The organism is Blastococcus sp. SYSU DS0973 (assembly GCF_054051055.1).
The window spans coordinates 227,361-250,566 of sequence record NZ_JBJHAN010000003.1 but is presented as its reverse complement, the minus strand read 5'-3'; the positions used below and the strand labels follow the sequence as shown (position 1 = coordinate 250,566).

Annotated in this window: 25 protein-coding genes and 2 riboswitches; of the genes, 8 read left to right on the top strand and 17 right to left on the bottom strand. The window is 76.4% G+C overall.

Translation table 11 applies throughout. The features are described from left to right. Positions 1-19: 19 nt before the first annotated feature. The 6 genes from ACI791_RS07905 to ACI791_RS07880 all read right to left on the bottom strand — a co-directional run bounded on the left by ACI791_RS07905 (position 20) and on the right by ACI791_RS07880 (position 3,812). A complete protein-coding gene (locus tag ACI791_RS07905) occupies positions 20-415 on the bottom strand; it encodes a DUF4247 domain-containing protein (RefSeq protein WP_347057033.1) in 396 nt (131 codons plus the stop codon). Between the two features lie 5 nt (positions 416-420). Beyond that, entirely contained in the window at positions 421-930 is a 510-nt protein-coding gene (locus tag ACI791_RS07900) for a DUF2617 family protein (protein ID WP_347057032.1), read from the bottom strand. Next, positions 927-1,541 carry a DUF4178 domain-containing protein gene (locus tag ACI791_RS07895; protein ID WP_347057031.1) on the bottom strand — a complete coding sequence of 205 codons (615 nt, stop codon included), beginning with the start codon at positions 1,539-1,541 and terminating at the stop codon, positions 927-929. Before ACI791_RS07895 ends, ACI791_RS07900 begins: the two co-directional genes overlap by 4 nt. Before the next feature lie 109 nt (positions 1,542-1,650). Beyond that, a complete protein-coding gene (locus ACI791_RS07890) occupies positions 1,651-2,451 on the bottom strand; it encodes a DivIVA domain-containing protein (protein ID WP_456585551.1) in 801 nt (266 codons plus the stop codon). Beyond that, positions 2,448-3,587: a globin domain-containing protein gene (locus ACI791_RS07885; RefSeq protein ID WP_456585550.1), complete on the bottom strand. Its 1,140-nt coding sequence runs from the start codon at positions 3,585-3,587 to the stop codon at positions 2,448-2,450. The genes ACI791_RS07890 and ACI791_RS07885 overlap by 4 nt, the downstream gene beginning before the upstream one ends. A gap of 48 nt (positions 3,588-3,635) precedes the next feature. Further along, complete coding sequence (locus ACI791_RS07880) at positions 3,636-3,812, bottom strand: hypothetical protein (RefSeq protein WP_456585549.1); 177 nt, start codon at positions 3,810-3,812, stop codon at positions 3,636-3,638. A gap of 33 nt (positions 3,813-3,845) precedes the next feature. On the opposite strand from ACI791_RS07880, the gene ACI791_RS07875 reads away from it, so the two are divergent. Together ACI791_RS07875 and ACI791_RS07870 are read left to right on the top strand one after the other, a co-directional pair. Next, positions 3,846-4,835, top strand: a complete 990-nt coding sequence (locus ACI791_RS07875; protein WP_456585548.1) for an ATP-binding cassette domain-containing protein — start codon at positions 3,846-3,848, stop codon at positions 4,833-4,835. After that, entirely contained in the window at positions 4,832-5,656 is an 825-nt protein-coding gene (locus ACI791_RS07870) for an ABC transporter permease (RefSeq protein WP_456585547.1), read from the top strand. Before ACI791_RS07875 ends, ACI791_RS07870 begins: the two co-directional genes overlap by 4 nt. Positions 5,657-5,662: 6 nt before the next feature. On the opposite strand, the gene ACI791_RS07865 is transcribed toward ACI791_RS07870, so the two are convergent. From ACI791_RS07865 to ACI791_RS07820, 10 genes are all read right to left on the bottom strand, one after another. Then, the gene (locus ACI791_RS07865) at positions 5,663-6,889 is read right to left on the bottom strand and encodes an MFS transporter (RefSeq protein ID WP_456585546.1); all 1,227 of its coding nucleotides are present in this window, start codon (positions 6,887-6,889) and stop codon (positions 5,663-5,665) included. Positions 6,890-6,974: 85 nt separating this feature from the next. After that, positions 6,975-8,201: an NlpC/P60 family protein gene (locus tag ACI791_RS07860; protein ID WP_456585545.1), complete on the bottom strand. Its 1,227-nt coding sequence runs from the start codon at positions 8,199-8,201 to the stop codon at positions 6,975-6,977. Between the two features lie 14 nt (positions 8,202-8,215). After that, positions 8,216-8,368, bottom strand: a riboswitch (cyclic di-AMP (ydaO/yuaA leader). Between the two features lie 136 nt (positions 8,369-8,504). After that, positions 8,505-10,163, bottom strand: coding sequence for a uroporphyrinogen-III C-methyltransferase (gene cobA, locus ACI791_RS07855; RefSeq protein WP_456585544.1), 1,659 nt, complete (start codon positions 10,161-10,163; stop codon positions 8,505-8,507). Beyond that, entirely contained in the window at positions 10,160-11,005 is an 846-nt protein-coding gene (locus ACI791_RS07850; protein WP_456585543.1) for an energy-coupling factor ABC transporter ATP-binding protein, read from the bottom strand. The genes cobA and ACI791_RS07850 overlap by 4 nt, the downstream gene beginning before the upstream one ends. After that, positions 11,002-11,739 (bottom strand): cobalt ECF transporter T component CbiQ, encoded by a 738-nt coding sequence (cbiQ, locus tag ACI791_RS07845; RefSeq protein WP_456585542.1) that lies wholly within the window; start codon positions 11,737-11,739, stop codon positions 11,002-11,004. The genes ACI791_RS07850 and cbiQ overlap by 4 nt, the downstream gene beginning before the upstream one ends. Then, on the bottom strand, positions 11,736-12,044 hold the full coding sequence (locus ACI791_RS07840) for an energy-coupling factor ABC transporter substrate-binding protein (protein WP_456585541.1): 309 nt from the start codon (positions 12,042-12,044) through the stop codon (positions 11,736-11,738). The genes cbiQ and ACI791_RS07840 overlap by 4 nt, the downstream gene beginning before the upstream one ends. Continuing rightward, positions 12,041-12,733, bottom strand: a complete 693-nt coding sequence (locus ACI791_RS07835; protein WP_456585540.1) for an energy-coupling factor ABC transporter permease — start codon at positions 12,731-12,733, stop codon at positions 12,041-12,043. The genes ACI791_RS07840 and ACI791_RS07835 overlap by 4 nt, the downstream gene beginning before the upstream one ends. Continuing rightward, positions 12,720-14,114: a cobyrinate a,c-diamide synthase gene (locus ACI791_RS07830; RefSeq protein WP_456585539.1), complete on the bottom strand. Its 1,395-nt coding sequence runs from the start codon at positions 14,112-14,114 to the stop codon at positions 12,720-12,722. Before ACI791_RS07830 ends, ACI791_RS07835 begins: the two co-directional genes overlap by 14 nt. Next, entirely contained in the window at positions 14,108-14,722 is a 615-nt protein-coding gene (gene cobO, locus ACI791_RS07825; RefSeq protein WP_456585538.1) for a cob(I)yrinic acid a,c-diamide adenosyltransferase, read from the bottom strand. Before cobO ends, ACI791_RS07830 begins: the two co-directional genes overlap by 7 nt. After that, on the bottom strand, positions 14,722-16,827 hold the full coding sequence (locus ACI791_RS07820) for a putative cobaltochelatase (protein WP_456585537.1): 2,106 nt from the start codon (positions 16,825-16,827) through the stop codon (positions 14,722-14,724). Before ACI791_RS07820 ends, cobO begins: the two co-directional genes overlap by 1 nt. 73 nt (positions 16,828-16,900) lie before the next feature. Further along, a riboswitch (cobalamin riboswitch) is annotated at positions 16,901-17,042 on the bottom strand. A 130-nt stretch (positions 17,043-17,172) separates the two neighbouring features. Here ACI791_RS07820 and ACI791_RS07815 point away from each other — a divergent pair. From ACI791_RS07815 to cobM, 4 genes are all read left to right on the top strand, one after another. Next, positions 17,173-17,838, top strand: coding sequence for a TetR/AcrR family transcriptional regulator (locus tag ACI791_RS07815; RefSeq protein ID WP_456585536.1), 666 nt, complete (start codon positions 17,173-17,175; stop codon positions 17,836-17,838). Beyond that, complete coding sequence (locus ACI791_RS07810) at positions 17,835-18,596, top strand: maleylpyruvate isomerase family mycothiol-dependent enzyme (RefSeq protein ID WP_456585535.1); 762 nt, start codon at positions 17,835-17,837, stop codon at positions 18,594-18,596. The genes ACI791_RS07815 and ACI791_RS07810 overlap by 4 nt, the downstream gene beginning before the upstream one ends. Positions 18,597-18,683: 87 nt before the next feature. Then, complete coding sequence (cbiE, locus tag ACI791_RS07805; RefSeq protein ID WP_456585534.1) at positions 18,684-19,919, top strand: precorrin-6y C5,15-methyltransferase (decarboxylating) subunit CbiE; 1,236 nt, start codon at positions 18,684-18,686, stop codon at positions 19,917-19,919. Further along, positions 19,916-20,659: a precorrin-4 C(11)-methyltransferase gene (gene cobM, locus ACI791_RS07800; RefSeq protein ID WP_456585533.1), complete on the top strand. Its 744-nt coding sequence runs from the start codon at positions 19,916-19,918 to the stop codon at positions 20,657-20,659. The genes cbiE and cobM overlap by 4 nt, the downstream gene beginning before the upstream one ends. On the opposite strand, the gene ACI791_RS07795 is transcribed toward cobM, so the two are convergent. Further along, positions 20,656-21,747 carry a cobalt-precorrin-5B (C(1))-methyltransferase gene (locus tag ACI791_RS07795; protein WP_456585532.1) on the bottom strand — a complete coding sequence of 364 codons (1,092 nt, stop codon included), beginning with the start codon at positions 21,745-21,747 and terminating at the stop codon, positions 20,656-20,658. The genes cobM and ACI791_RS07795 overlap by 4 nt on opposite strands. A gap of 26 nt (positions 21,748-21,773) precedes the next feature. On the opposite strand from ACI791_RS07795, the gene ACI791_RS07790 reads away from it, so the two are divergent. Further along, positions 21,774-22,511 carry a cobalt-precorrin-6A reductase gene (locus ACI791_RS07790; RefSeq protein WP_456585531.1) on the top strand — a complete coding sequence of 246 codons (738 nt, stop codon included), beginning with the start codon at positions 21,774-21,776 and terminating at the stop codon, positions 22,509-22,511. 44 nt (positions 22,512-22,555) lie between these two features. Next, positions 22,556-23,167, top strand: a complete 612-nt coding sequence (locus tag ACI791_RS07785; RefSeq protein ID WP_456585530.1) for a flavodoxin family protein — start codon at positions 22,556-22,558, stop codon at positions 23,165-23,167. Positions 23,168-23,206 lie beyond the last annotated feature (39 nt).

The window sequence follows — 23,206 nt, the reverse complement described above, 5'->3', positions numbered from 1 at the left end:
CACGGCGTGCGCGGACGGGTCACTTGGCGTCACCGGGGCCGCCGCTGCCGCCGCCCCCGACGGGGGAGCCCGGCCGGAACCCGGGGCCGAGGAAGGCGAAGAAGCCGCTGCGGTAGCGCCCGTCGAGGTCCTCGACGCGCACCGTGCTGCCGCCGGCGGCCGCGCTCACGATCACGATGTCGTCGTCGTAGCGCAGGTACTCGTTGCCGCCGTCGGCCTGCCGCTCGGCCGGAGGGACGGCGTCGGCGATCGCCGCGGTCGTCGTGCCGACCGGGTCGGGGGAGGAGTAGACGACCGTGTCGTCGGTCGCGCTCTGCCGGTCGTAGGTGCCGGCCAGGAAGTCGCGGACGCGGGTGCCGCTGCTGCAGCCGGCCAGGAGGACGGCGACCAGGAGCACGGCCAGCACGCGGGGCATCGGTCTCACGGCGTCCACCAGCTCCGGGTCGTGACGACCTCGCCGGTGACGCCGGCGGGGTACAGGTGCCAGGTCTGCCAGGCCCAGCCGCCGCCCGCACGAGGTTGCGCGGTCATGGCGGTCAGCGCCCCCGCCGACCCCGGGAAGGCGCCGCACAACCAGGCCGGATCGGCCGCGGCGAGCCCCCGCAACCGGTCGGCGGTCGCGTCGAGCTCACCGCGGCCGGTGGCGGTGACCGCCGTGGTGAGCCGGTAGCCGCCGGAACGGGCGGCGCGGGGGAGCGGGTGGCCGCCGGCGCCGACGGCGTCGCAGGAGACCTGCTCGGTCAGCCGGCGGCCACCGGCCTCGGCGGTGACCACGTGGGAGGCCCCGAGCACGCCGAGGGTGATCGATCCGCCGCCGGGACCGGGCAGCCGGAGCTCCGCCAGCGTCTCCGGCGCGGGGCCGCCGAGCAGCAGCCCCAGCGCGGCGGCGGAGACGTCCCGCGGCTCCACGTCCAGCTGGTGCAGGCTCATGCCTCGGGCGTCCGGTGGTAGACGGTGAGCTCGCCGCGGCTCACGCTGCGGCCGGTGGAGACCTCCCACGACTGGGTCGGCGCCCAGCGCTCGAAGGCGAGCAGGCCGGTCTTGTCCGCGGTGGCGTAGTCGGCGTAGTCGACGGTCCCGGTGGCCGGGGTGCCCGTGGTCCCCTCGGCGGTGTAGGACGCCCGGCCCCGCTCGATCTGCCGGTGCACCCGGTCGTCGAGGATCACGTCGCCGTCCGGCGTGAGGTTCGTGCCCTCCCGGCGCATCCAGAGGGTCATCTCCAACTCTCCCTCGTCGTCCTCCACGGTGAGCCAGCGGCGGCCGGTGGAGCCGTCCAGCAGGTGCTCGCGCCAGGTCATGCCGCCCTCCTCGAGGACGATCGTGCCGCGGACGACGTGGTCGATCCCGGCGTAGGTGATGACGTCGCCGACGCCGATCGCGTGCGGGTCGTAGACGTCGGGCTCGTCGGCCAGCGGGTCCACGCGGGGGCGGGGGGCCGCGGCGCGGGCGAGGTTCCGCCGGCGCAGCACGAGGATCACCACCGCGAGGACCGCCAGGGCCACGAGCACGACGATCAGCAGGACGAGGAGCACGTCGGGCATCGGGCGGCCTCCTGGCGGTCGGCGGACGGGCCGGGGAGAACCTATCGCGCCGATCCCGCGGAACGGGCTCCGCGCCCGGTGGCCCGGCCCGGGACCCGGCCGCCCGGGCTCAGCCGCCGGACGCGCGCGCCCCCGCTGGTGCGGCGCGTTCGGCGTCGTGCTCGTCCTCCTGCACGGGGCCGCCGGCGCTGTTGCCGTGGAAGGACGCCTGCGGTGCCGCGGTGCCCCCGGGGCGCCGGCCCGGCTGGGCGGGAGAGGGGATCGCCTGCGGGGCCAGCGCGGGGTCGACGCGCCCCCACTCGGTCTCGACGTCGGTGAGCAGCGCCTCCAGGTAGGCCCGCAGCTGGGCGCGGCAGGCCTGGGCGAACGCCTTGAGGAAGGCGACCTGCTCCTCGAGCTCCGCGGCGGTCCGCGAGCCGGGGGCGGCGTCCTCGTCCACGGCGGCGGTCCTGCCGGTCAGCCGGGCGGCCGCCTCCTGGGCCGCCTGCATGATCGCCCCGGCGTTCTCGCGGGCGAGCCGCAGCTGCTCCTCGTACTGGTCGCGGGCCTCGGTGGTCATCTGCCGGCTGAAGTCCTCGGCCTCGGCGACGTACTCGTCGGCCGTCTGCTGCGCGCTGGCCAGGATCTTCACCGCCTGCTCGCTCGGTGGCTGCGGCACCGGTGCGCCGTCCAGCCGCTGCTCGAGGACGGTGACCTGCTCCCGCAGGCGGGCGCGCTCGCCGGCGAGGGTCTCCACCTCCGCGGCCAGCGCGCTCACCTCCGCCGCCACCAGCTGCTGGAAGCGGTCGACGGCGGCCTGGTCGTAGCCGGGGTGCAGCATGGTGCCGGAGGGGAACCGCGTGCTGCGGATCTGCGCCGGCGTCAGCCGTCGATCCTGCCCTCCGGAACCGGACGCATCGGTGGTGGTCATTCGGTCACCTTCCCCTCGGCACTGGGCCCCGGTCGGCTGGGGGCGAACACCTCGCTGCGCAGCCGCTCCCGCGGTACGCCGTGCTGGAGCAGCCCGTGGACGGTCTGCTCCACCATGGGCGCCGGGCCGGCCACGAACACCTCGCGGCTCAGCCACGGACCGTGCCGCAGGACCACGTCCCCGACGTCGCCCTGCTCCAGGTCCGACAGCCCGTCGTCCGACACCGCGTACGTGACGCTCAGCCACGGGCAGGCCTGCTGCAGGGCGTCCAGCGCGGCGCGGTCGTACAGCTGGTCCTCGGTGCGGGCGCCGACGAAGAGGTCCACCCGGCGGGCGGGCCCCTGGCGGTGCACCTGGTCGACGAGGGCCTCGAGCGGAGCCAGGCCCATGCCACCGGCGACGAGCAGCAGGTCGCGGTCGGAGCCCTCGCCCAGCGTCAGGTCGCCGAGCGGTGGGCCCAGCCGCATCAGGTCGCCGACCTCCACGCTGCGCACCAGCGCGGTGCTCACCGGTCCTCCGGGGCGGGCTTTGACGTGCAGGTCGAGCGTGCCGTCGTCGCGGGGTGCGTTGGCGGGGGAGTAGTAGCGCCAGAGCCGGGGACGCCGGTCGATCTCCAGGGAGAGCGACTGACCGGCCAGGTAGTCCACCGGCACCTCGGGGCGGACGCGGAGCACCGCCACGTCGACCGAGCGGCGCTCGTGCGCCACGACCTCGGCCCGCCAGGTGGCGGGGTGGTCGGCGGACTCCTCGGCGCCCTGGATCATCACCGAGGCGACCAGCTCGTAGGCCTCGGTCCAGGTACGGGCGCGGTGCTCGTCCCACTCGTCGTCGAAGTGCTCGAGGGTGGCCAGCAGGCTGGGCAGCACGGCCGGGTAGTGCGCCGGGAGGGTGCCAAACTTGCGGTGGTCGTACCCGAGCTGCTTCAGGATGGGCACGAGGCCCTCGAGGTCGTCGACGTGCGAGACGACCTCGCCGAGGGCGTGGAAGAACCGGTCGCGCTGGTGGGCCATCGAGACGGGGAACATCGCCCGGGTCTCGGGGTGGCTCAAAAACAGGTGCGAGTAGAAGTACAGCGGCGCCTCGTCGCCCGTCGCGGCGGCCTTCGCGAAGCTGGCCCGCATCGCGGCGATGTCCATGCGTGCCTCCTCGCGGCGTGGTCGGTCCGGCTGGGCGAGCGCCCGACGTCAGCTCTGGCCGGCGACCACGTCCGCGCGCTCCGCCTGCCCCTTCCCCGGCCCGGCCGCCGCCACACGGAGGTCGCGGATCTTTCTCGCCGCTCCGGCCGGCACGGTCGGCCCGGCCGCGGAGAAGTCGTTGGCCTCCGATGAGTTCGCCGAGGAGAGTCCGTCGAACAGGAGCAAGAGCCCGACGACGCGACACCCGGCGAGGTCCCCATGGAGCTGCACGCACCCCTGGCGGTCGAGGCGACCGCACTGGTCAAGACCTACGGGCGGACGACGGCCGTCGGCGGGCTGGACCTCGTCGTCCCGGCCGGGACGATCTACGGGGTGCTGGGCCCCAACGGGGCGGGCAAGACGACGACCATCCGGATGCTGGCGACGCTGATCAGCCCGGACTCCGGCAGTGCCCGGGTGCTCGGCCACGACGTCGTCACCGAGGCCGACGCCGTGCGGGAGAAGGTGAGCCTGACCGGGCAGCTGGCGTCGGTCGACGAGGAGCTCACCGGCCGCGAGAACCTGGTGCTGCTGGGCCGGCTCCTCGGCCTGTCCCGGGCCGGGTCGAGGGCGCGGGCCGACGAGCTGCTGGACGCCTTCGGCATCGCGGCCGCCGCAGGGAAGCTGGTCAAGCACTACTCGGGCGGCATGCGGCGCCGGCTGGACATCGCGGCGAGCATCGTCGTCACCCCCCGGCTGATGTTCCTCGACGAGCCGACCACGGGCCTGGACCCCCGGTCGCGGAACCAGGTGTGGGAGATCGCCCGGGCGCTGGTGGCGGAGGGCACGACGATCCTGCTCTGCACCCAGTACCTCGAGGAGGCCGACCAGCTGGCCGACGGCATCGCGGTCATCGACCGGGGACGGGTCATCGCCGAGGGCACCCCGGCGCAGCTCAAGGCCTCGGTCGGCACCGGCGCGCTGCACGTGCGGCTGCTCGACCCGGCCCGGCGTGCCGAGGCGGCCGTCGTCCTGGACCGGGCTCTCGGCACGGTCGTCCTCGAACCCGACCCGGCTGCGCTGTCCGCCTCGTGCCCCGACTCCGCCCGTGCGGCGGCCGGGGTGGCGGAGCTGGCGCGGACGGGCATCGGCATCGCCCACTTCTCCCTGGACCAGCCCACTCTGGACGAGGTCTTCCTCGCCCTGACCGGCCGCGGCGCCGAGCAGCCGCCGGGACCGGCACCGACCCTCGAGGAGCGGACGTCATGAGGACGACCACGGACGCCGACGCCGCGGCCGTGCGCCGGGCGATCGCGGGCACCGCCCGCCCCCCGCGCCCGGGACCGCTGTCCACGGCCCTCACCTTCGGCTGGCGGGGCATGCTCAAGGTCAGGCACGTGCCGGAGCAGCTGCTCGACGTGACCGTGACGCCGGTGATGTTCCTGCTCATGTTCACGTACCTGTTCGGCGGCGCCATCGCCGGCTCGACCAGCGCCTACCTGGACTACACGCTGCCCGGGCTGCTGGTCATGTCGGTGCTCTTCACGACGGTCTACTCCGGCGTCTCGCTCAACACCGACCTGACCAAGGGCGTCGTCGACCGCTTCCGGTCGCTGCCGATCTGGCGACCGGCGCCCCTGCTGGGCTCGCTGCTCGGGGACAGCGTCCGGTACGTCGTCGCCGGCACCGTGATCATCGTCGTCGGCGTGCTCGTGGGCTACCGCCCGGACGCGGGGGTGGCCGGTGCCGTGGCGGCCCTGGCCCTCGTGGTGGTCTTCTCCTTCGGGCTGTCGTGGGCGTTCTCGGTGCTCGGCCTGCTGCTGCGGAGCCCGAACGCGGTGATGAACGCCGGTTTCATGGGCATCTTCCCGCTGACGTTCCTGTCCAACGTGTTCGTCGACCCCGCCACGCTGCCCGGGCCGCTGCAGGCGTTCGTCGCCGTCAACCCGATCTCGATCCTCGCGACGGCGTGCCGCTCGCTCATGGACGGCACACCGGACGGCGGCGCGATAGGCGTCTCGCTGGCGGTGGCCGCCGGCCTGGCCGCGGTGTTCCTGCCGCTGACCACCCGGCTGTACCGGAGCCGCTGACGGGGGTCAGGGGGCGGGCGCCCCGACCGCCGCGGGCCGAGGTGCCTCGCGCGGCATGACCAGACCGCCCACGAGACCGGCCGCGAGGACGGCGGTGCTCACGGCGAACGCCACCTGGAAGGAGGCGACGTCGGTCAGCCAGCCGGCGACCAGCGGGCCGGCGATCGCCCCCAGGTCGGCCGACATCTGGAACACCGCTACGACCCGGCCGCCCCGCCCGGCGCTCATGTCGCCCACGAGCGCGGCCGGCGCGCTGGCCAGCAGGGAGGCCGCCAGCCCGAAGACGGCCATGGACAGCAGGAACGCCCAGACCACGGGCGGCAGGACGAGGATCGCCATGGCGGCGGTGCCCAGCGCGGCGCCGACCACCAGTGAGGGACGCCGTCCCCAGCCGTCCACCAGCCGGCCGGACCGCAGCAGCCCCAGCGCCTGGGCGACCGAGCCGGCCAGCAGGCCGGCGCCCGCCCAGGCGACCGTCCGGCCGAGCTCCTCGGTCACGTACAGCGGCACCAGCGAGTTGCGGACGCCGAAGAGCACCCAGCCGACGCCGAAGTTCGCCACCAGCGCGGCGAGGTACACCCGGGAGCGCAGCGCGGTGCCCAGGGGCATCGGTCCGGCGCCGAGGTCGGGCGAGGCGACGTCCGCGGCCTCGGGGTCCGGGGCGGGCGCGGCCGAGCGGAGCATCAGCACACCGACGCCGCCGGCCACGAGCAGGAACCCGGCGTAGAGGAAGAAGGGCAGCCGGGGGGAAAGCTCGGCCAGCAGCCCGCCGGCCGCGGGCCCGGCGATGCCGCCCAGGATGAAGCCGCCCTGCCAGGTGGCGGCCGCCCGCCCTCGGTGCGACGGCGGTGCGACGCGCAGCAGCAGCGAGAGGGCGGCCACGGTGAACATGGCGCTGCCGATGCCACCGGCCGCCCGCAGGGCGAGGAACAGCGGAAAGGACCCCGCCAGCCCCGCCGCACCGGTGGTCACGGCGACGATGGCGAGGCCGGTGGCCAGCACCAGCCGCTCGCCGAACCGCTCGACCAGGGTGCCGCCGCTGAACGCGGAGACGAAGCGGAAGAACGCGAAGGCGCTCACCGCCAGCCCGACGGCGGTGGTGCCGACGCCGAAGGAGCGGGCGAACAGCGGGATCGCCGGCGCGACGATGCCGAACCCCAACGCCACGACGAAGGCGATGACCGCCAGGACCCTGACCTCGCGGGGGAGCTCGCCCCGCGTCCCGACCCGCACGGAGGGCGATCGTCCCACGCCGCCCGCCCGGGCCTCCGGGCAGGCGGGGGGCGCGGGGCGGACCGCCGCCCCGCGCCCCCCGAGATCAGCCGGCGATCCGCCGGGCGCTGTTGAAGCTGCCCATCGAGTCGATCGACGCGACCTTGACCGGCACGCCCGAGGTCGAGGCGTGCACCATCTGCCCGTTGCCGACGTAGATGCCGACGTGGCTGACCGGGCTGTAGAAGAACAGCAGGTCACCCGGCTGCAGGGCCGACCGGGACACCGGGGTGCCCATGGTCGACTGCATCCGGCTCGAGTGCGGCACCGAGATGCCGGCCGCGGCGTAGGCGTACTGCACCAGTCCGGAGCAGTCGAAGGCGTTCGGCCCGGCGGCGGCCCACACGTAGGGGTCGCCCACCTGGGCCAGGGCGGTGTCGACCGCGGTCCGGGCCGCGGCGCTCCCGCCCGCGACCGGCGCCGGCGGGGGTGCGGGGGCCGGAGCCGGCGGGGCGGCCGGAGCTGGGGCAGCCGGAGCTGGGGCGGCCGGAGCCGGAGCGCGCGGGGCGGCCGGAGCCGGGGCAGCGGCGACCGGCGCCGAGGCGCGCGGTGCCGCAGGGGCCGGGGCCTGCTCGGCCGGAGCCTCCTCGGCAGCCGCCGCCTCCTGGGCAGCCGCCACCTCCTGCTCGGCGGCGTGCCGCTCCGCGGCGGCCCGGGAGGCGCGCTTCTCCTCCTCGGTGAGCCGCTCGTACTGCGCCTGGTACTCCGCGATCTGCTGGTCCAGCCGGGCCCGCTGGGCGGTGACCCGGTCGACCTGGGACCGCGCGTCCTCCGCTGCCTGCTCGGCCGAGGCCCGGGCCCGGTCGGCGTCCTCCCCGGCCTGACGGGCCTCGCCCAGCACGCCGTTGTTGTGCGCGGCGATGGCGTCGAGGAGACCCACCCGGTCGACCAGGTCGCCGGCGGAGCCGCTGGTCAGCATGGCCTCGAGGACGCCGAGCCCGTCGCCGGTGTAGGCGCTGCGGGCCACGGTGCGGACCCGGTCGCGGGCCTGCTCCAGGGCGGCCTGCGCGGCGCTGAGCTCCTCGGCGGCCAGGTCGGCGGCCTGCTGGGTCGCCTTGAGCTGCTCGCGGGTCTCGTTGTACCGCTCGGTGAGCACTTCCAGGTCGTGCGCCCGGCTCGCGATCAGCTGCGCGGCCTGCTGCGACGTCGTCGGCCGCTCGGGGTCGGCGAACGCGGGGAGCGGCGTGAGGGCGACACCGCCGGCGGCCACGAGGGCCACCAGAGCCCGACGGCCGGTGATCCGGCGATGGGCAGGGTTGAGCGAACTCGCCATGTTCGGCGGGTTTTCCTTTCTTCCACGGCCGCCTACCGGGTTAGCTGACGGGTTCGGGCGGGAAGACGCCCGGCGTCCGGCGGCCCTTGCGGGTCGGTCGGTCGCTTCACCCCGGGAGTGCGATGGGTCCCCGGTCCGGGTGCCGGCGGTGCCGGCGGGTGGTTCGGCGGCGTCCGGGCGGCTGTCACCGGTCGGGTGACGGACGGGTCCGTCCGGACGGGCCCACGCTAGGGGGCGACCGGCGCCGTCACCACGTCGGGTGACGAGTTCGTCGGGGCCTTTCCTCCTCCGCTGTCGACGCGTTCACGCACCGTCACGGCACACCGCCGGAGCGCCCTCGGAACAGGTAGGAAGGCTCACGACCTCGCCGACGATCCAGACCGCAGGCGGCCGGATACGACCGGCGGCGAAGACCCGGGGCAGGTCGGCGAGGGTGGTGCGCACGCTCCGCTGGGTGGCGGTGGAGCCGTCGGTCACGACGGCGACCGGGGTGTCCGGCGCCCGGCCGTGCTCGACCAGCGCCGCGGCGATCGCGGGGGCGGTCTCCACGCCCATGAGCACGACGAGCGTGCCGCGCAGCCGGCCGAGGGCCGCCCAGTCGACCAGCGACTGCGGATGGCCCGGGGGCAGATGGCCGGAGACGACGACGAACTCGTGGGTCAGCCCGCGGTGGGTGACCGGGATGCCGCCCAGCGCCGGGACGGCGACGGCGCTGGTGACGCCCGGCACCACCTCCACCGGCACCCCGGCGGCGGTGCAGGCCGCCAGCTCCTCCATGCCGCGGCCGAAGACGAACGGGTCGCCGCCCTTCAACCGGACCACCCGCCGGCCGGCGCGCGCGTGGCCCACCAGCAGGTCGTTGATCCGCTCCTGCGCCATGAACCGGGCCCGCGGGAGCTTGGCGGCGTCGATCACCTCGGCGCCGGGCGCCAGGCAGGTGAGCAGCGACCGGGGTGCCAGGTGGTCGACCAGCACGACGTCGGCCTCGGCGAGCGCCTGCCGGCCGCGCACCGTGATCAGCCCCGGATCCCCCGGGCCGCCACCGACGAGGACCACGCGTCCGGGGGCGGCTCCGGCGTCGGGCGACCGGAAAGCCAGCGTCCCGTCGCCGAGGCCGGCCAGCACGGCGTTCCGCACACCGGCCGCCCGCCGAGGATCCGCGGCGCGGTGGACCGCGACCACCAGGTCGCCCGCCCGGCCCGCGACCGGGAGCGCGGCGCTGGACAGCGCCGGGTCGTCGGCCCGGGTGCAGAAGATGCGGGCCTGTTCCGCCTCCGCGGCCACCGCCGCGTCCACCGCGGAGTCCCCGCTCGCCGCCAGCGCGAACCAGGCGCCGGCGAGGTCGCCGGCGCCGTAGGGCCGGCGCTCCCAGGTGATTCCGCCGGTCGTCGCCAGCGACTCCAGCGCGGGGGTGACCTCGGGGCCGACCACGGTGACCAGCGCGCCGGCGGCCCGCAGGCCGGCGACCCCGCGGTGCGCCGTCGCGCCGCCGCCCACCACGACCACGGGCCGGCCGGCGAGCCGGAGCCCCACCGGGTGCAGCAGCTCGCCGGCCGGGTCGGGGGTCACGGGCCCTCCTCGGTCATCGGCGTCGACGACGGTCCCGGCGGCGTCGGGCAGCCGGGCGACGGCGACCGTCACCCGGCCGTGGACGGTCTTGCCGACGACGAGTTCACCCCCGCCGAGCAGGGCCGCCGCCTCGGCCACGGAGGGGGTGCCGACGCGGGCCGCGACGGCGGGCGACGGCGTGGGCACCCGCACGGCGGCCAGGTCCGCCGCCGGGTGGCCGGTCACCGGCCAGCCGCGCCGTGCGGCGGCCGCGACCAGCCCCGGCTCGGCCGACCGGGTGTCGAGGGTGGCCAGCCGCACCGGGCCGGCGACCGGGGGCAGGACGGCGTCCACCGCGGCCAGCACCTCGGCGGCGCTCACCCCCGACGACAGCCCGATCCCCACGGTCGTCACGTGGGCACCCCTGGACGATCGGGGAGTGCGGCCAGCAGCCCCGCGGCGTCGCGGGGGAGCGGACCGTCGGGGAGCAGCCCGAGGTCGCGCAACCGGGCGCCGACCTCCAGGGCCCACGGACGGGACAGCCGGGCCCGGGCGAGCAGGCCGCCGTCGCCGAGGACCGTGCCGGGGGCGCCCTGGACCACGGCCCGGCCGACCACGACCGCGACCTCGTCGGCCCAGCGCAGCGCCAGGTCGACGTCGTGGGTGCTCATCACCACCGTGGAGTCGTGCTCCTGCAGGCGGGCGAGCGCCGCGAGGGTGTCGGCCACCGCGGTCGGGTCGAGCCCGGCGGTCGGCTCGTCGAGGAGCAGCACGCACGGGCGCATGGCGACCGCACCGGCGATCGCCACCCGCTTGCGTTCGCCGTAGGAGAGGTGGTGCGTCGGCCGCGACGCCAGGGGTGCCACGCCCAGCAGCTCCAGCGCCTCGGCCACGCGGGCCCGGACGGCGTCCTCGTCCAGGCCCAGGTTGAGCGGGCCGAAGGAGACGTCCTGGCCGACCGAGGCGCTGAACAGCTGGTCGTCCGGGTCCTGCAGCACGAGCTGGACCACCTGGCGGTGGGCGCGCAGTCCGCGGCGGGTGTGCGCGAGCGGCTCGCCGTCGACGGTGACCGTGCCGGCGGCCGGCCGCAGCGCCCCGGACAGGCAGCGCAGCAGCGTGGTCTTGCCCGAGCCGTTGGCGCCGAGCAGCGCCAGCCGCCGCCCCGGCGGCACGCGGACCGCCGCGCCGTCGAGCACCGGGGCCGCGCCGGGGTATCCGGCGACCAGGCCCGCGGCGGCGAGGGTCCGGTGGCTCACCGCAGCACCAGCGTCAGCGCGACGACGGCGGCCGGGAGCGCCACCGCCAGGACCAGGAAGCGGCGCGACGACGGCCGGGCATCGGGCAGCACCCGCAGGCCGGTCTCCATGCCGCGGCCGGCCAGCCCCTCCTGCATGCGCCGGGCGCGGTCCCACGACCGGGTCAGGACGGCGGCGGCGAGCATCCCGGCCGAGTGGTACGAGCGGCGCGGCGTCGACCAGCCCATCCGGGCGGCCTGGGCCTCCCGCACGGTGCCGAGGCTGTCGAGCAGCACGAACAGCAACCGGTAGGTGACCGAGGCGATCTCCACCACGGCGGCCGGCACCCGCAGCCGGCGCAGCAGCGGCAGCAGGTCCGACATGGGGGTGGTGGTGGCCAGCAGCAGCACGGCGGCGCTGCCGGCGACGGCCCGCCCGGCGAGCTGTCCCGCCCGCGCCGCCGCGTCGGGCGCCCAGCCCAGTCCGCCGCCGTCCACGGTGACCACCGCCGTCACCGCGCCGACGGTGATGAACGCCAGCGGCCACCGGACGGCCCGGAGGAAGGTGCCGGGCGGGACGCGGGCCGGGCCCAGTGCCAGCGCCACCGCGCTCGCCGCCACCAGGACGGCACCGGGCCAGGGCGGGAGCACGAGCGCGCACCCGACCAGGCCCGCGCAGAGCAGGAGCTTGTCGCCGGGGGCGCGGCCACGCCAGGCGCTCGCCCACGCCGCGTCGTCGACGGCCAGGCCGGTCACCGGGGGTCGGCCCCCGCGGGGCCGGGCCGCGCGGTCGACCGGCGACCGCGCAGCCGGCCGAGCACGTAGCCGAGCACACCGCCCCCGAGCGCGGCCTGCAGGGCGAACAGCCCCGACTCCACCTCACCGGCAGGGCTGAACAGCGACTCGACCCACGGCGTGTACCCGTCGGCCGCCAGCTCCTCGGTGACGGCGGCGTCGGTGCCGCCGTACTCGGAGGTGCCGCCGTCGAGGAGGAGGGGAACGGCGAACAGCGCGACGACGGCGAGGACGAGCAGCGCGTTGACCACCGCCCGCCGGCTCACGCGACGCCCTCGGTCGGGGCGAGCGGAGCGGGCCGGAGGATGCCCAGCCGCTCCAGCTCGGGGCGGGCGTTGACGGTGAGCACCCGGAACAGCAGGACGCCGAGCAGCCCCTCGCCGAGGGCGAGCGGGATCTGGGTGACGGCGAAGACGCCGAGGAACTTGACCAGGGCGCCCGCGACGCCGGTGCTCGCATCGGGGAACGCCAGCGCCAGCTGCAGCGACGTGGTGACGTAGGTGGCGAGGTCGGCCAGCGCGACTCCGGCGAAGACCGCGGGGAGCAGACCGGTCCCCACCGAGCGGGCCAGCCGGTAGACCAGGTAGCCGGTCCACGGGCCGACCACGGCGAAGGCGAAGGCGTTCGCCCCCAGGGTGGTGAGCCCGCCGTGGGCGAGCAGCAGCGCCTGGAACAGCAGGACGACGGTGCCGAGCAGCGCCATCACCGGGGGCCGGAAGAGGATCGCGCCCGGCCCGGTCCCGGTCGGGTGGCTGGAGCTGCCGGTGATCGAGGGCAGCTTGATCGCGCTCAGCACGAAGGTGAACGCGCCCGCGGCGCCCAGCAGCAGGGTGGACTCCGGGTTCTCGCGCACCTCCGTGACCACGGCGCGGGCCCCGTACGCGACGAACGGCGCCGCGGCGAGCGTCCAGCCCAGGGCGTGCCCGGCCGGCAGAAAACCTTCAGCGATGTGCACGGGCGTGCTCCGATCGGTCGGCCGTGGCGCAGGCGGTGACGAAGCGGCCGGCCAGCGAGGGCGAGCCGGCCCAGTTCAGGTGCAGGTAGGAGGCGTGCACGCCGCCCCGGACGAAGCCCTCGGCCCCCGCGGGCGCCCAGTGCCAGGCCGGGGCCGGTCCCGCGCCCGGCTCGGCGGTCGTGCGGTGGAACTCGTGGCCGCGCACCCGGGTGCCCGCCGCCGCGAGCACGGAGTCGCCGGCCGCCACCGCCGCGCGGTAGCCCAGCGTGAGCCGCCCGCCCATCGCCGTCGCCACGTCGAGGACTCCGCACATGGGGACGCCGTCGAGCTCGCGGGCCAGGTACAGCAGCCCGGCGCACTCGGCGGCGATCGGCGCACCCCGGGCGGCGAGCGCGGCCACGTCGGCCCGCAGCGCCCCGTTCGCCGACAGGTCGGCGGCGTGCACCTCCGGGAACCCGCCGCCGACCACCAGCCCGGCGGTGCCCTCGGGAAGGGTCTCGTCGCGCAGCGGGTCGACGGTCACCACCTCGGCGCCGGCGGCCTCGAGCAGCTCGGTGTTCTCCGCGTAGCCGAAGGTGAACGCCGGCCCGCCGGCGACCGCGATGCGCGGGCGGCCGGCGACCGGCGGGACCTCGGCGGCCGGGTTCCAGGCAGCCGCGTCCAGCGGGGGAGCGGTGCGGGCCAGCGCCAGGACGGCGGCCAGGTCCACGCTGCCGGCGACGACCTCGCCGAGCCGGCGCACCGTGTCCACCGCCGCGGCCGACCGCTCGGCGGCGGGCACCAGCCCGAGGTGGCGCGAGGGCGTGTGCAGCCGGTCGTCCCGGCGGACGGCGCCGAGCACCGGCACGCCGGCCGCGCCCAGCGCCTCCCGCAGGATCGTCTCGTGCCGGTCGGTGCCCACGCGGTTGAGGACGACCCCGCCGAGGCGCACCGACGGGTCGAAGGTGGCGAACCCGTGCACGAGCGCCGCGACGCTGTGCGCCTGGGAAGCGGCGTCGACGACCAGGACCACCGGGGCCCGCAGCAGCCGGGCGACGTGCGCGGTCGAGGCGTACCCCGGCTCGACCGAGGGGTGCGCGGCGCCGTCGAACAGGCCCATCACGCCCTCCACGACGGCGACGTCGGCGGGCTGCGGGTGCACGGCGCCGCGCAGGAACAGCGGGGCGATCCGCTCCTCGCCGACCAGCCAGGGGTCGAGGTTGCGCCCGGGCCGGCCGGCGGCGAGGCCGTGGTAGCCGGGATCGATGTAGTCGGGGCCGACCTTGTGCGGGGAGACGGTCAGCCCCCGCGCGGTCAGGGCGGCGATCAGCCCGGTGGCGATCGAGGTCTTCCCCGCGTTGCTGCTCGGCGCGGCGACCACCACTCTCGGGACCGTCACCATTCGATGCCCCGCTGGCCCTTCTGGCCGGCGTCCATCGGGTGCTTGACCTTGGTCATCTCCACGACCAGGTCGGCGGCCTCGACGAGCGCCGGAGGAGCGTCGCGCCCGGTGATGACGACGTGCTGGTTGCCCGGTCGGTTCACCAGGGTCTGCACCACCTCGTCGACGTCGACCCAGCCCCACTTCAGCGGGTAGGTGAACTCGTCGAGCACGTAGAACCGGTGCGCCTCGGCGGCGAGGTCGCGCCGGATCTGCGCCCAGCCCTCGGCGGCGTCGGCGGCGTGGTCGACCTCGGTGCCCTGGCGGCGCGACCAGCTCCAGCCCGACCCCATCTTGTGCCAGACCACGGGGCCGCCCTCGCCGGTCTGCTCGTGCAGCCGGCCCAGGGCGGTCAGCGCGTTCTCCTCGCCGACCCTCCACTTCGCGCTCTTGACGAACTGGTAGACCGCGATCGACCAGCCCTGGTTCCACGCCCGCATCGCCATGCCGAAGGCGGCGGTGGACTTCCCCTTCATCTCGCCCGTGTGCACGGCGAGCACCGGCCGGTTCCGCCGCTGACGGGTGCTCAAGCCGTCCGCCGGGACGACCTCGACCTGTCCCCGGGGCATCAGGCGGCCTGCCGGGCGGTGCGGACGGTGGCGGCCAGTGCGTCGGCGCCCAGCTCCTCCAGCCGCAGGGTCTGGGCGCCGAGGGCTGCGCTGATCGCGCCGGCCAGGCCGAGGCGGACCGGACCGCTCTCGCAGTCGACGACCACGCTCGCCACCTGGGCGGCGGCGAGCAGGCCGGCCGCCCGGCGGGCGTCGCCCAGGTGGTCGCCGCCGCGCGCCCCGGTGGCCCGGCCGTCGGTGACGACGACCAGCAGCGGCCGCCGGCGCGGATCGCGCACCCGTTCGACCCGCAGCGTCTCGGCGGCGCGGAGCAGTCCGGCGGCCAGGGGTGTGCGCCCGCCGGTGGGCAGCTCGGTCAGCCGGGCGGCGGCGGCATCCACCGACCAGGTCGGCGGCAGGACCAGCTCGGCGCCGGCGCCGCGGAAGGTGACCAGCCCGACCTTGTCCCGGCGCTGGTAGGCGTCGAGCAGCAGCGACAGGACGGCGCCCTTCACCGCGGCCATGCGCGACCGCGAGCCCATCGAGCCGCTGGCGTCGACGACGAAGAGCACGAGGTTGCCTTCACGCCCCTCCAGCGTGGCCTGGCGCAGGTCCTCGCGGGCGATCCGCAGACCCGGCCCGGTCCGGCCGCGGGAGAGCTGGTGCGGTGCCGCCGCGAGCACGGTGCCGGGCAGGTGCAGGCGGGTGACGGAGCCGGCCGGGCGGGTGGCGCCGACGACGCGGCCGCGCTCGCTGCGAGCCCGGGACCGCCGTCCGGCCGCACCGGCGCCGATACCGGGGACCTCCAGCCGCCGGGTGCGGAAGGTGTCCGACGGCGCGACCGCCGCGCGGTCGGGCGCGGCGACGTCCGCGCGCCCGCCGCCCTCTCCACGCGGCGCCGTCGTCGGGCCGCCGGTGCCCTCCTCAGGCTCGGGAGGTGCTGCCTGGGTCTGTGCGCCCGGTCCGTGGGCATCGCCTCCTGCGCCTGGGTCGCCGGGGCTGTTCTCACCGGAATCGCTCTCGCCGGGGCCGGTCTCGCCGGGACCGCCCTCGCCGTCCGGGCCGCCGTCGTCGGGGTCGCCGTCGTCGTCGGACGGGTCGGGCGGCGGCTCGTCGTCGGGCCGGGAGTCGGCCAGCGCCCGGTCGAGGGTGTCCTCGTCCAGCCCCGGGGCGTCGAACGGGTTGCGCCGGCGGCGGTGCGGCAGCGCCAGCCGGGCGGCGACCCGGACGTCGTCCTCGGTGACCTCTCCCCGACCGCACCAGGCGGCGTGCGCGATCGCGGCGCGGGCGGTGACCAGGTCGGCGCGCAGGCCGTCGACGTCGAAGGCGGCGCAGACCGCGGTGACCTGCCGCAGCGCGGCGTCGGAGAGCGCGACCCGGGGCAGCTGGGCGCGGGCCGCGGAGATGCGCTCGGCCAGCGCCGTCTCCTCCGCGGCCCACGCCGCGGCGAAGCCGGCCGGGTCGGCGTCGGAGGCGAACCTCCGGCGGACCACCTCTGCGCGCACCTCCGGATCGCGCGGCGCGGCGACCTCGACGGTGAGGCCGAACCGGTCGAGCAGCTGGGGGCGGAGCTCGCCCTCCTCGGGGTTCATCGTGCCGACGAGCAGAAAGCGGGCGGCGTGCCGCACCGAGATGCCCTCCCGCTCGACGTAGGCGGTGCCCAGCGCGGCGGCGTCGAGCAGCAGGTCGACCAGGTGGTCGTGCAGCAGGTTGACCTCGTCGACGTAGAGCACCCCGCGGTGGGCGGCGGCCAGCAACCCGGGCTCGTAGGCCTTCACGCCCTCGGTGAGCGCCCGCTCGAGGTCCAGGGAGCCGACCAGCCGGTCCTCCGAGGCGCCGACCGGCAGCTCGACCAGCCGCGCCGGGCGGCTGCGGGCGGCGGCGCCGGCCTCGTGCGGTCCGTCAGGGCACGTGGGGTCGGGCGCGGCGGGGTCGCAGCCGAATCGGCAGCCGGCCACCACCGCCACCGGGGGCAGGACGGCGGCCAGCGCGCGCACGCTGGTCGACTTCGCAGTGCCCTTCTCACCGCGCACCAGCACGCCGCCGACGGCGGGGGAGACGGCGTTCAGCAGCAGCGCCAGGCGCAGGTCGTCCATGCCGACGACGGCGGTGAAGGGGTAGCTCACGCGGGGTATCCGCGCATGGCACGCGTCCTCTCCCCGGGTGTCCACGCCCGGAGGTGGCTGGGACGACGGCTGGAGTTTCCTGGCTCCCGGATCGACGCCCGTCCCCGGCCTTCCCATGTCCCGTCGGGCGGACCCGGGGGACGTAGTGGCCGAGCGTGGGGACGGGCTCCCCGGTCACAGTGGCGGGACCGCGCCGGGTTCTCACCGGGCTTCCTCCACTGCCGTCGCATGTGGCGGGTCATTCGACCACGGGACGACCGGCCTGCGACAGCCCCCTCCGCGACGCGCGAACGGGACCTAAGACCTCATTGACTTCCTAATGGTGTTAGGAGCACAGTCGACGACGTGAGCGGAGCGGTGCCGCTGGATCGCCGGCAGCGTCGGCGGCAGGAGACGATCGAGCAGGTGCTCGACGTCGCCGTCGAGGTGATGACCGAGCAGGGGGTCGCCGGGCTCACGCTCGGCGAGGTGGCCCGCCGGATGGGCATCCGGTCGCCGTCGCTCTACGGCTACTTCGACGGCAAGCACGCCCTCTACGACGCCCTCTTCGAGCGCGGATGGCGCGCACTGCTGGAGACGCTCCGGGAGGCCGACGGGGCCTGGACGGGTGCCGACCCGCTGGCCGCCCTGCGGGAGGGCGCGACGGTCGTGGTCCGCTGGGCCATCGAGCACCCCGCGTACTCGGCGCTCATGTTCTGGCGTCCCGTGCCCGGCTTCGAGCCCTCGGAGGCGGCGTACGCGCCGGCCGTCGAACTCGACACCGACTCGCGCGCCCTCGTCGCCGCGCTGCGCGACGCCGCCCTGATCGCGGCCGACGTCGACGTCGACCGCGCCTACCGCGCCTGGACGGCGATGATCGCCGGGGTCATCTCCCAGCAGCTGTCCAACGCGCCCGGGCAGCCGTTCGAGACCGGCGCCTTCACCGCCGTCCTGCCCGATGTCATGGACATGTGGCTCGACCACCACCGCACCGACCCCGTCCACCCGCTGATCCGAGGAGGTCCGTCGTGACCGCTGCCTCTCCTGCCCCTTCCCGTCCCCGCCCGCGGTCCGGAGCCCTGGACAGGGACACCGCCTACCGGCTCGCCGCCACGGAGTACGAGCGCTTCCTCGCCGTCCTCCGCGACCTGGCCGCCCCCGACTGGCACCGCCCCACTGACTGCCCCGGCTGGGACGTGCGCGCCATGGCCGCGCACGTGCTCGGCATGGCGGAGATGGCCGCCTCCGTGCGGGAGATGGCCCGCCAGCAGCGGCTCGCCGGACGGGCGGGCGGCGGCATCGACGCGCTCACCGATGTGCAGGTGCGCGAGCACGCCCACCTCGACGGCCCGGCGATCGCGACCCGCCTCGAGGCGGCCGCGCCGCGCGCCGTGCGGAATCGCCGCCGGATGTCGCGGCTGGTCGGCCGGGCCAGGCTCCCCGAGGAGCAGGTCCTGGGGGAGATCCACGAGTACTGGCGGATCGGCTTCCTGCTCGACGTGGTCCTCACCCGGGACGTGTGGATGCACCGGATCGACGTGTGCCGCGCGACGGGCCGCGAGCCGCAGCTCACCCCCGACCACGACGGCGTCCTGGTCGCCGACGTGGTCGCCGAGTGGGCCCAGCGCCACGGCCGGCCCTACCGGCTCACCCTCACCGGACCGGCCGGCGGATCCTGGGCGTCCGGAGCGGACGGGGAGCAGCTGGAGCTCGACGCGGTCGAGTTCTGCCGGCTGCTGTCGGGCCGGGACAGCGGCTCCGGCCTGCTCGGCCAGCTGGTCCCCTTCTGAGCGCGGGCGCTGCCGCAGCTGCCCACGAACGTCGAGCCGGGCCGGCCGGACGTCCGGGTGCACCGCCCCTCCCTAGGATCGGCGGACGTGCCCGGAAGCCGACGTCCCGAGAGCCGCCTGCCGGTCGTGGTGGTCGGCATCGGCGCGGACGGCTGGGAGGGCCTCTCCCCGCGTGCCAGGCGGGCGGTCGAGGTCGCCGACGTGCTCCGCGGCAGCGCCCGCCAGCTGGCGCTGGTGCCACCGCAGGTGACCGCCGAGCGGGTGCCCTGGCCCTCGCCCATGGGCCCCGCGATCGCGTCGCTGCCGGCCGACCACCCCGGCCGGCAGGTGGTCGTGCTGGCCAGCGGCGACCCCATGCTCTCCGGCATCGGCAGCTCGCTGGTGCGGGTGCTCGGCCCCGGGGCGGTGGAGGTGGTGCCCCACCCCTCGTCGGTGACGCTGGCCTGCGCACGCCTGGGGTGGGCGGTGGAGGAGACCACCGTCGTCCCGGTGGTCGGCCGGCCGGTCGACCTGCTGGCCCCGCACGTGACCCCCGGCCGCCGGCTGCTGGTGCTCGGCTCGGACTCGACGACCCCGGCCGCGGTGGCCGGCCGGCTGACCGGGTGGGGCTACGGCGCCAGCCGGGTCACCGCGCTCGCGCAGCTGGGTGGGCCGGAGGAGCGGCGGTTCGCCGGCACCGCCGCGGACTGGCCGCACGCGGAGACCGACGCCCTGGTGCTCACCGCCGTCGAGGTCCTCGCCGATCCCGGCACCGTGCCGCTGCCTCCCGTGCCGGGCCTGCCGGACGACGCCTACGAGCACGACGGCCAGCTCACCAAGCGCGACGTGCGCGCGGTCACCCTGGCCCGGCTGGCCCCGCTGCCCGGCGGGCTGCTCTGGGACGTCGGCGCCGGCGCGGGCTCGATCGGCATCGAGTGGATGCGCACCTCCCCGTCCTGCCGGGCCGTCGCCGTGGAGAGCGACCCGGCCCGGGCCGCGCGCATCGGGCGCAACGCGGTCCGGCTCGGGGTGCCCGGGCTGCAGTTGGTGGAGGGCCGGGCGCCGGAGGCGCTGGCCGGTCTCCCGGCGCCCAGCGCGGTGTTCGTCGGCGGGGGCGCCACCGTGCCCGGGGTGCTCGACGCCTGCTGGAACGCGCTGCCCCCGGGCGGGCGGCTGGTGGTCAACGCCGTCACGCTGGAGAGCGAGGCGGTGCTCGCCGCCCGGTTCGCCGCGCACGGCGGCGATCTGGTCCGCCTCACCGTGTCGAGCGCCGTGCCGGTGGGCGGCTTCACCGGCTGGAAGGCCGCCATGCCCGTGACGATCTGGTCGGGAGTCAAGCCGTGACGGTGCACTTCATCGGAGCCGGGCCGGGAGCGGCGGACCTCATCACGGTCCGGGCCGCCCGGCTCATCGCCACCGCGCCGGTCTGCCTCTACGCCGGCGCGCTGGTGCCCCGGGAGCTGCTGGACACCGCGCCGGCCGGGGCGCGCCTGGTGGACACGGCGGAGCTCGACCTCGACCAGATCACCGCGGAGCTGGTGGCCGCCCACGGGGCCGGGCTCGACGCCGCGCGGCTGCACTCGGGCGATCCGTCGGTCTACAGCGCGATGGCCGAGCAGATGCGTCGTCTGGACGCGGCCGGCGTTCCTTACGACGTCGTCCCCGGGGTGCCTGCGTTCGCCGCCGCGGCGGCGTCGCTCAAGCGGGAGCTGACCGTTCCGGGGGTGGGGCAGACGGTGATCCTCACCCGCACGTCCGCGCGGTCGACGCCGATGCCGCCGGGGGAGGACCTGACCACCCTCGGCGCGTCCCGCGCCACCCTCGTGCTCCACCTCGCAGTGCAGCGGATCGCCGCGCTGGTTCCCGAGCTGGTGCCCTCGTACGGGGTCGACTGCCCGGTCGCCGTCGTGGCGCGGGCCAGCCGCGACGACGAGCTGGTGCTCCGCGGCACGCTGGCCGACATCGCCGGTCAGGTGGAGGCGGCCGGGGTGACCCGCACCGCCGTGGTGATCGTGGGTTCGGTGCTCACCGCCGGCGAGTTCCCCGACAGCCACCTGTACTCGACGACGAGATGCCGCAGCTAGGCGCGTCCCACGACGGTCCCGGCGCGGTCGATGACGAGCACGTCGACCGCGACCGGTGCGCCGCGCAGGACGCCGAGCGCGGTCCGGCGCGCGCCGGCGGCCACCAGGTCGCCGAGCGGCAGCCCGGCCGCCTGGCACTGCTGCAGGGCGTCGAGGGCCGTGTTGGCCGCGCGCACCCGATCGGCCAGCCCGGGGGATCCGCCGGCGCCCTCGACCATGGCCGACAGCGAGTCGGTCGACACCTGGGAGCGACCGGAGTGCAGGTCCAGGTGGCCGTCGGCCAGCTTGGCCAGCTTTCCGATGCCCCCGGCGATGGTCAGCCGCTCGACCGGGTGGCGGCGCAGGTACTTGAGGACGGCGCCGGCGAAGTCCCCCATGTCCAGCAGCGCGTCCTCGGGGAGCCCGTAGGTCTCGACCGCCACCCGTTCGCTGGTGCTGCCGGTGCAGGCCGCGACGTGCGCGTGGCCGGCGGCGCGCGCGACGTCGACCCCGCGGCGGATCGAGTCGATCCACGCCGAGCACGAGTACGGCACGACGACGCCCGTGGTGCCGAGGATCGACAGCCCGCCGAGGATGCCCAGCCGCGGGTTCCAGGTGCGGCGGGCCAGCTCCGCGCCGTGCTCGACGGACACCTCCACCACGACGTCGCCGGTTCCGCCGTGCCGGGCGGCGACCGCGGCCACGTGCTCCCGCATGAACTGCCGGGGCATCGGGTTGATCGCCGGCTCGCCCACCGGCAGCGGCAGCCCCGGCTTGGTCACGGTGCCGACGCCGTCGCCGGCCCGGAACGTCACGCCGCTGCCCGGCTGCCCGGGGGTGATGCGGACGGAGACGAGCGCGCCGTGGGTGACGTCGGGGTCGTCGCCGGCGTCCTTGACGACGCCCGCGGTGGCGGCGCCGTCCTCGAGCCGCTCGACGGCCAGCGCGAAGGACGGATGGCGGTCCTTCGGCAGGTCGATGGTCACCGGATCGGGGAACTCGCCGGTGAGCAGCGCGGTGTACGCGGCGGTGGTCGCCGCGGTGGCGCAGGCCCCGGTGGTCCAGCCGGAGCGCAGGCCGGTGCCCTCCGCCCGATCCGCCGTCGTCACGGGATCAGCATGCACGGCGGGATCAGGTGACCGGCCGGGTGCTGGTGCTCGGCGGCACCGGCGAGGGGCGGCGGCTGGCCGCGGCGCTCGCGGGCGCGGGGATCGACGTGGTCAGTTCGCTGGCCGGCCGGGTGGCCGATCCGGCGCTGCCGCCGGGGCGCGTGCGGATCGGCGGGTTCGGCGGGGTCGCCGGGCTGGTGGCGTGGCTGCGGGAGGCGCCCACCGCGGCGGTGGTCGACGCGACGCATCCGTTCGCCGCCGGGATGACGGCCACGGCGGCCGAGGCATCGGCGGCCACCGGCATCCCGCTGCTGCGCCTGCAGCGACCCGGCTGGACGGCGCGACCGGGCGACGACTGGCGCTGGGTCGACTCGCTGGCCGACGCCGCGGCCGCGGTGGCCGGGTTCGGCTCGGTGTTCGTGACGACCGGCCGGCAGGGGCTCGCCGCCTTCGCCGACGTGCCCGGGCACTGCCTGGTGCGCTCGGTCGATCCGCCGTCGCCCCCGCTGCCGCGGCGGGCCACCGTGCTGCTCGACCGCGGGCCGTTCGACGTCGCGGCGGAGCGGGCGCTGATGCGGGAGCACGGCGTCGAGGTCGTCGTCACCAAGGACAGCGGGGGACCGATGACGGCCGCGAAGCTCATCGCCGCCCGCGAGCTGGGCCTGCCCGTCGTGGTCGTGCGCCGTCCGGCGCTGCCGCAGGGAGTGCCGGTGGCCGCGACGGTTGGGGCTGCTGCGGACTGGGTTCGATTGCAGGCGATCTGATCGTCATGTGTGGAGCCGCCGGTCGACGGGGCAGTGCATCGCCCATGACCGACACCGCGTCGCTCCGTGCGCTGGCCCTCGTCTGCAGCCTCAAGCCCTCGCCCGCACCGTCGAGCAGTGACCTCATCGCCCGGCAGGTGCTGGAAGAGCTGGGCAAGCACGGCGTCACCGGAGATGTCGTGCGCGTCGTCGACTCGAACGTGGTGCCCGGCGTCGAGCTGGACATGGGGGACGGCGACGAGTGGCCCGCGATCCGCGAGCGGATGATGGCCGCCGACATCCTCGTGGTCTCGACGCCGACGTGGGTGGGGCACATGAGCAGCGTGGCCCAGCGGGTGCTCGAGCGGCTGGACGGCGAGCTGTCGGAGACCGACGACTCCGGGCGTCCGCTGCTGGCCGGCAAGGTGGCCGTGGTCTCCGTCGTCGGCAACGAGGACGGCGCGCACAAGATCGTCGCCGATCTCTTCCAGGGGCTCAACGACATCGGCTTCACCATCCCGTCCCAGGGGTCGACCTACTGGAACGACCAGGCGATGGGCGGCACCGACTACATGGACCTCGACCAGACGCCCGAGGCCGTCGCCTCCACGACCGCGACCCTGGCGGAGAACGCCGCCTCCCTGGCGCGGGCGCTCAAGGCCCAGCCGTACAGCTGACCCCGACCCGGCTCCGCCCCCGGGCCTGCGTGGGGTGGG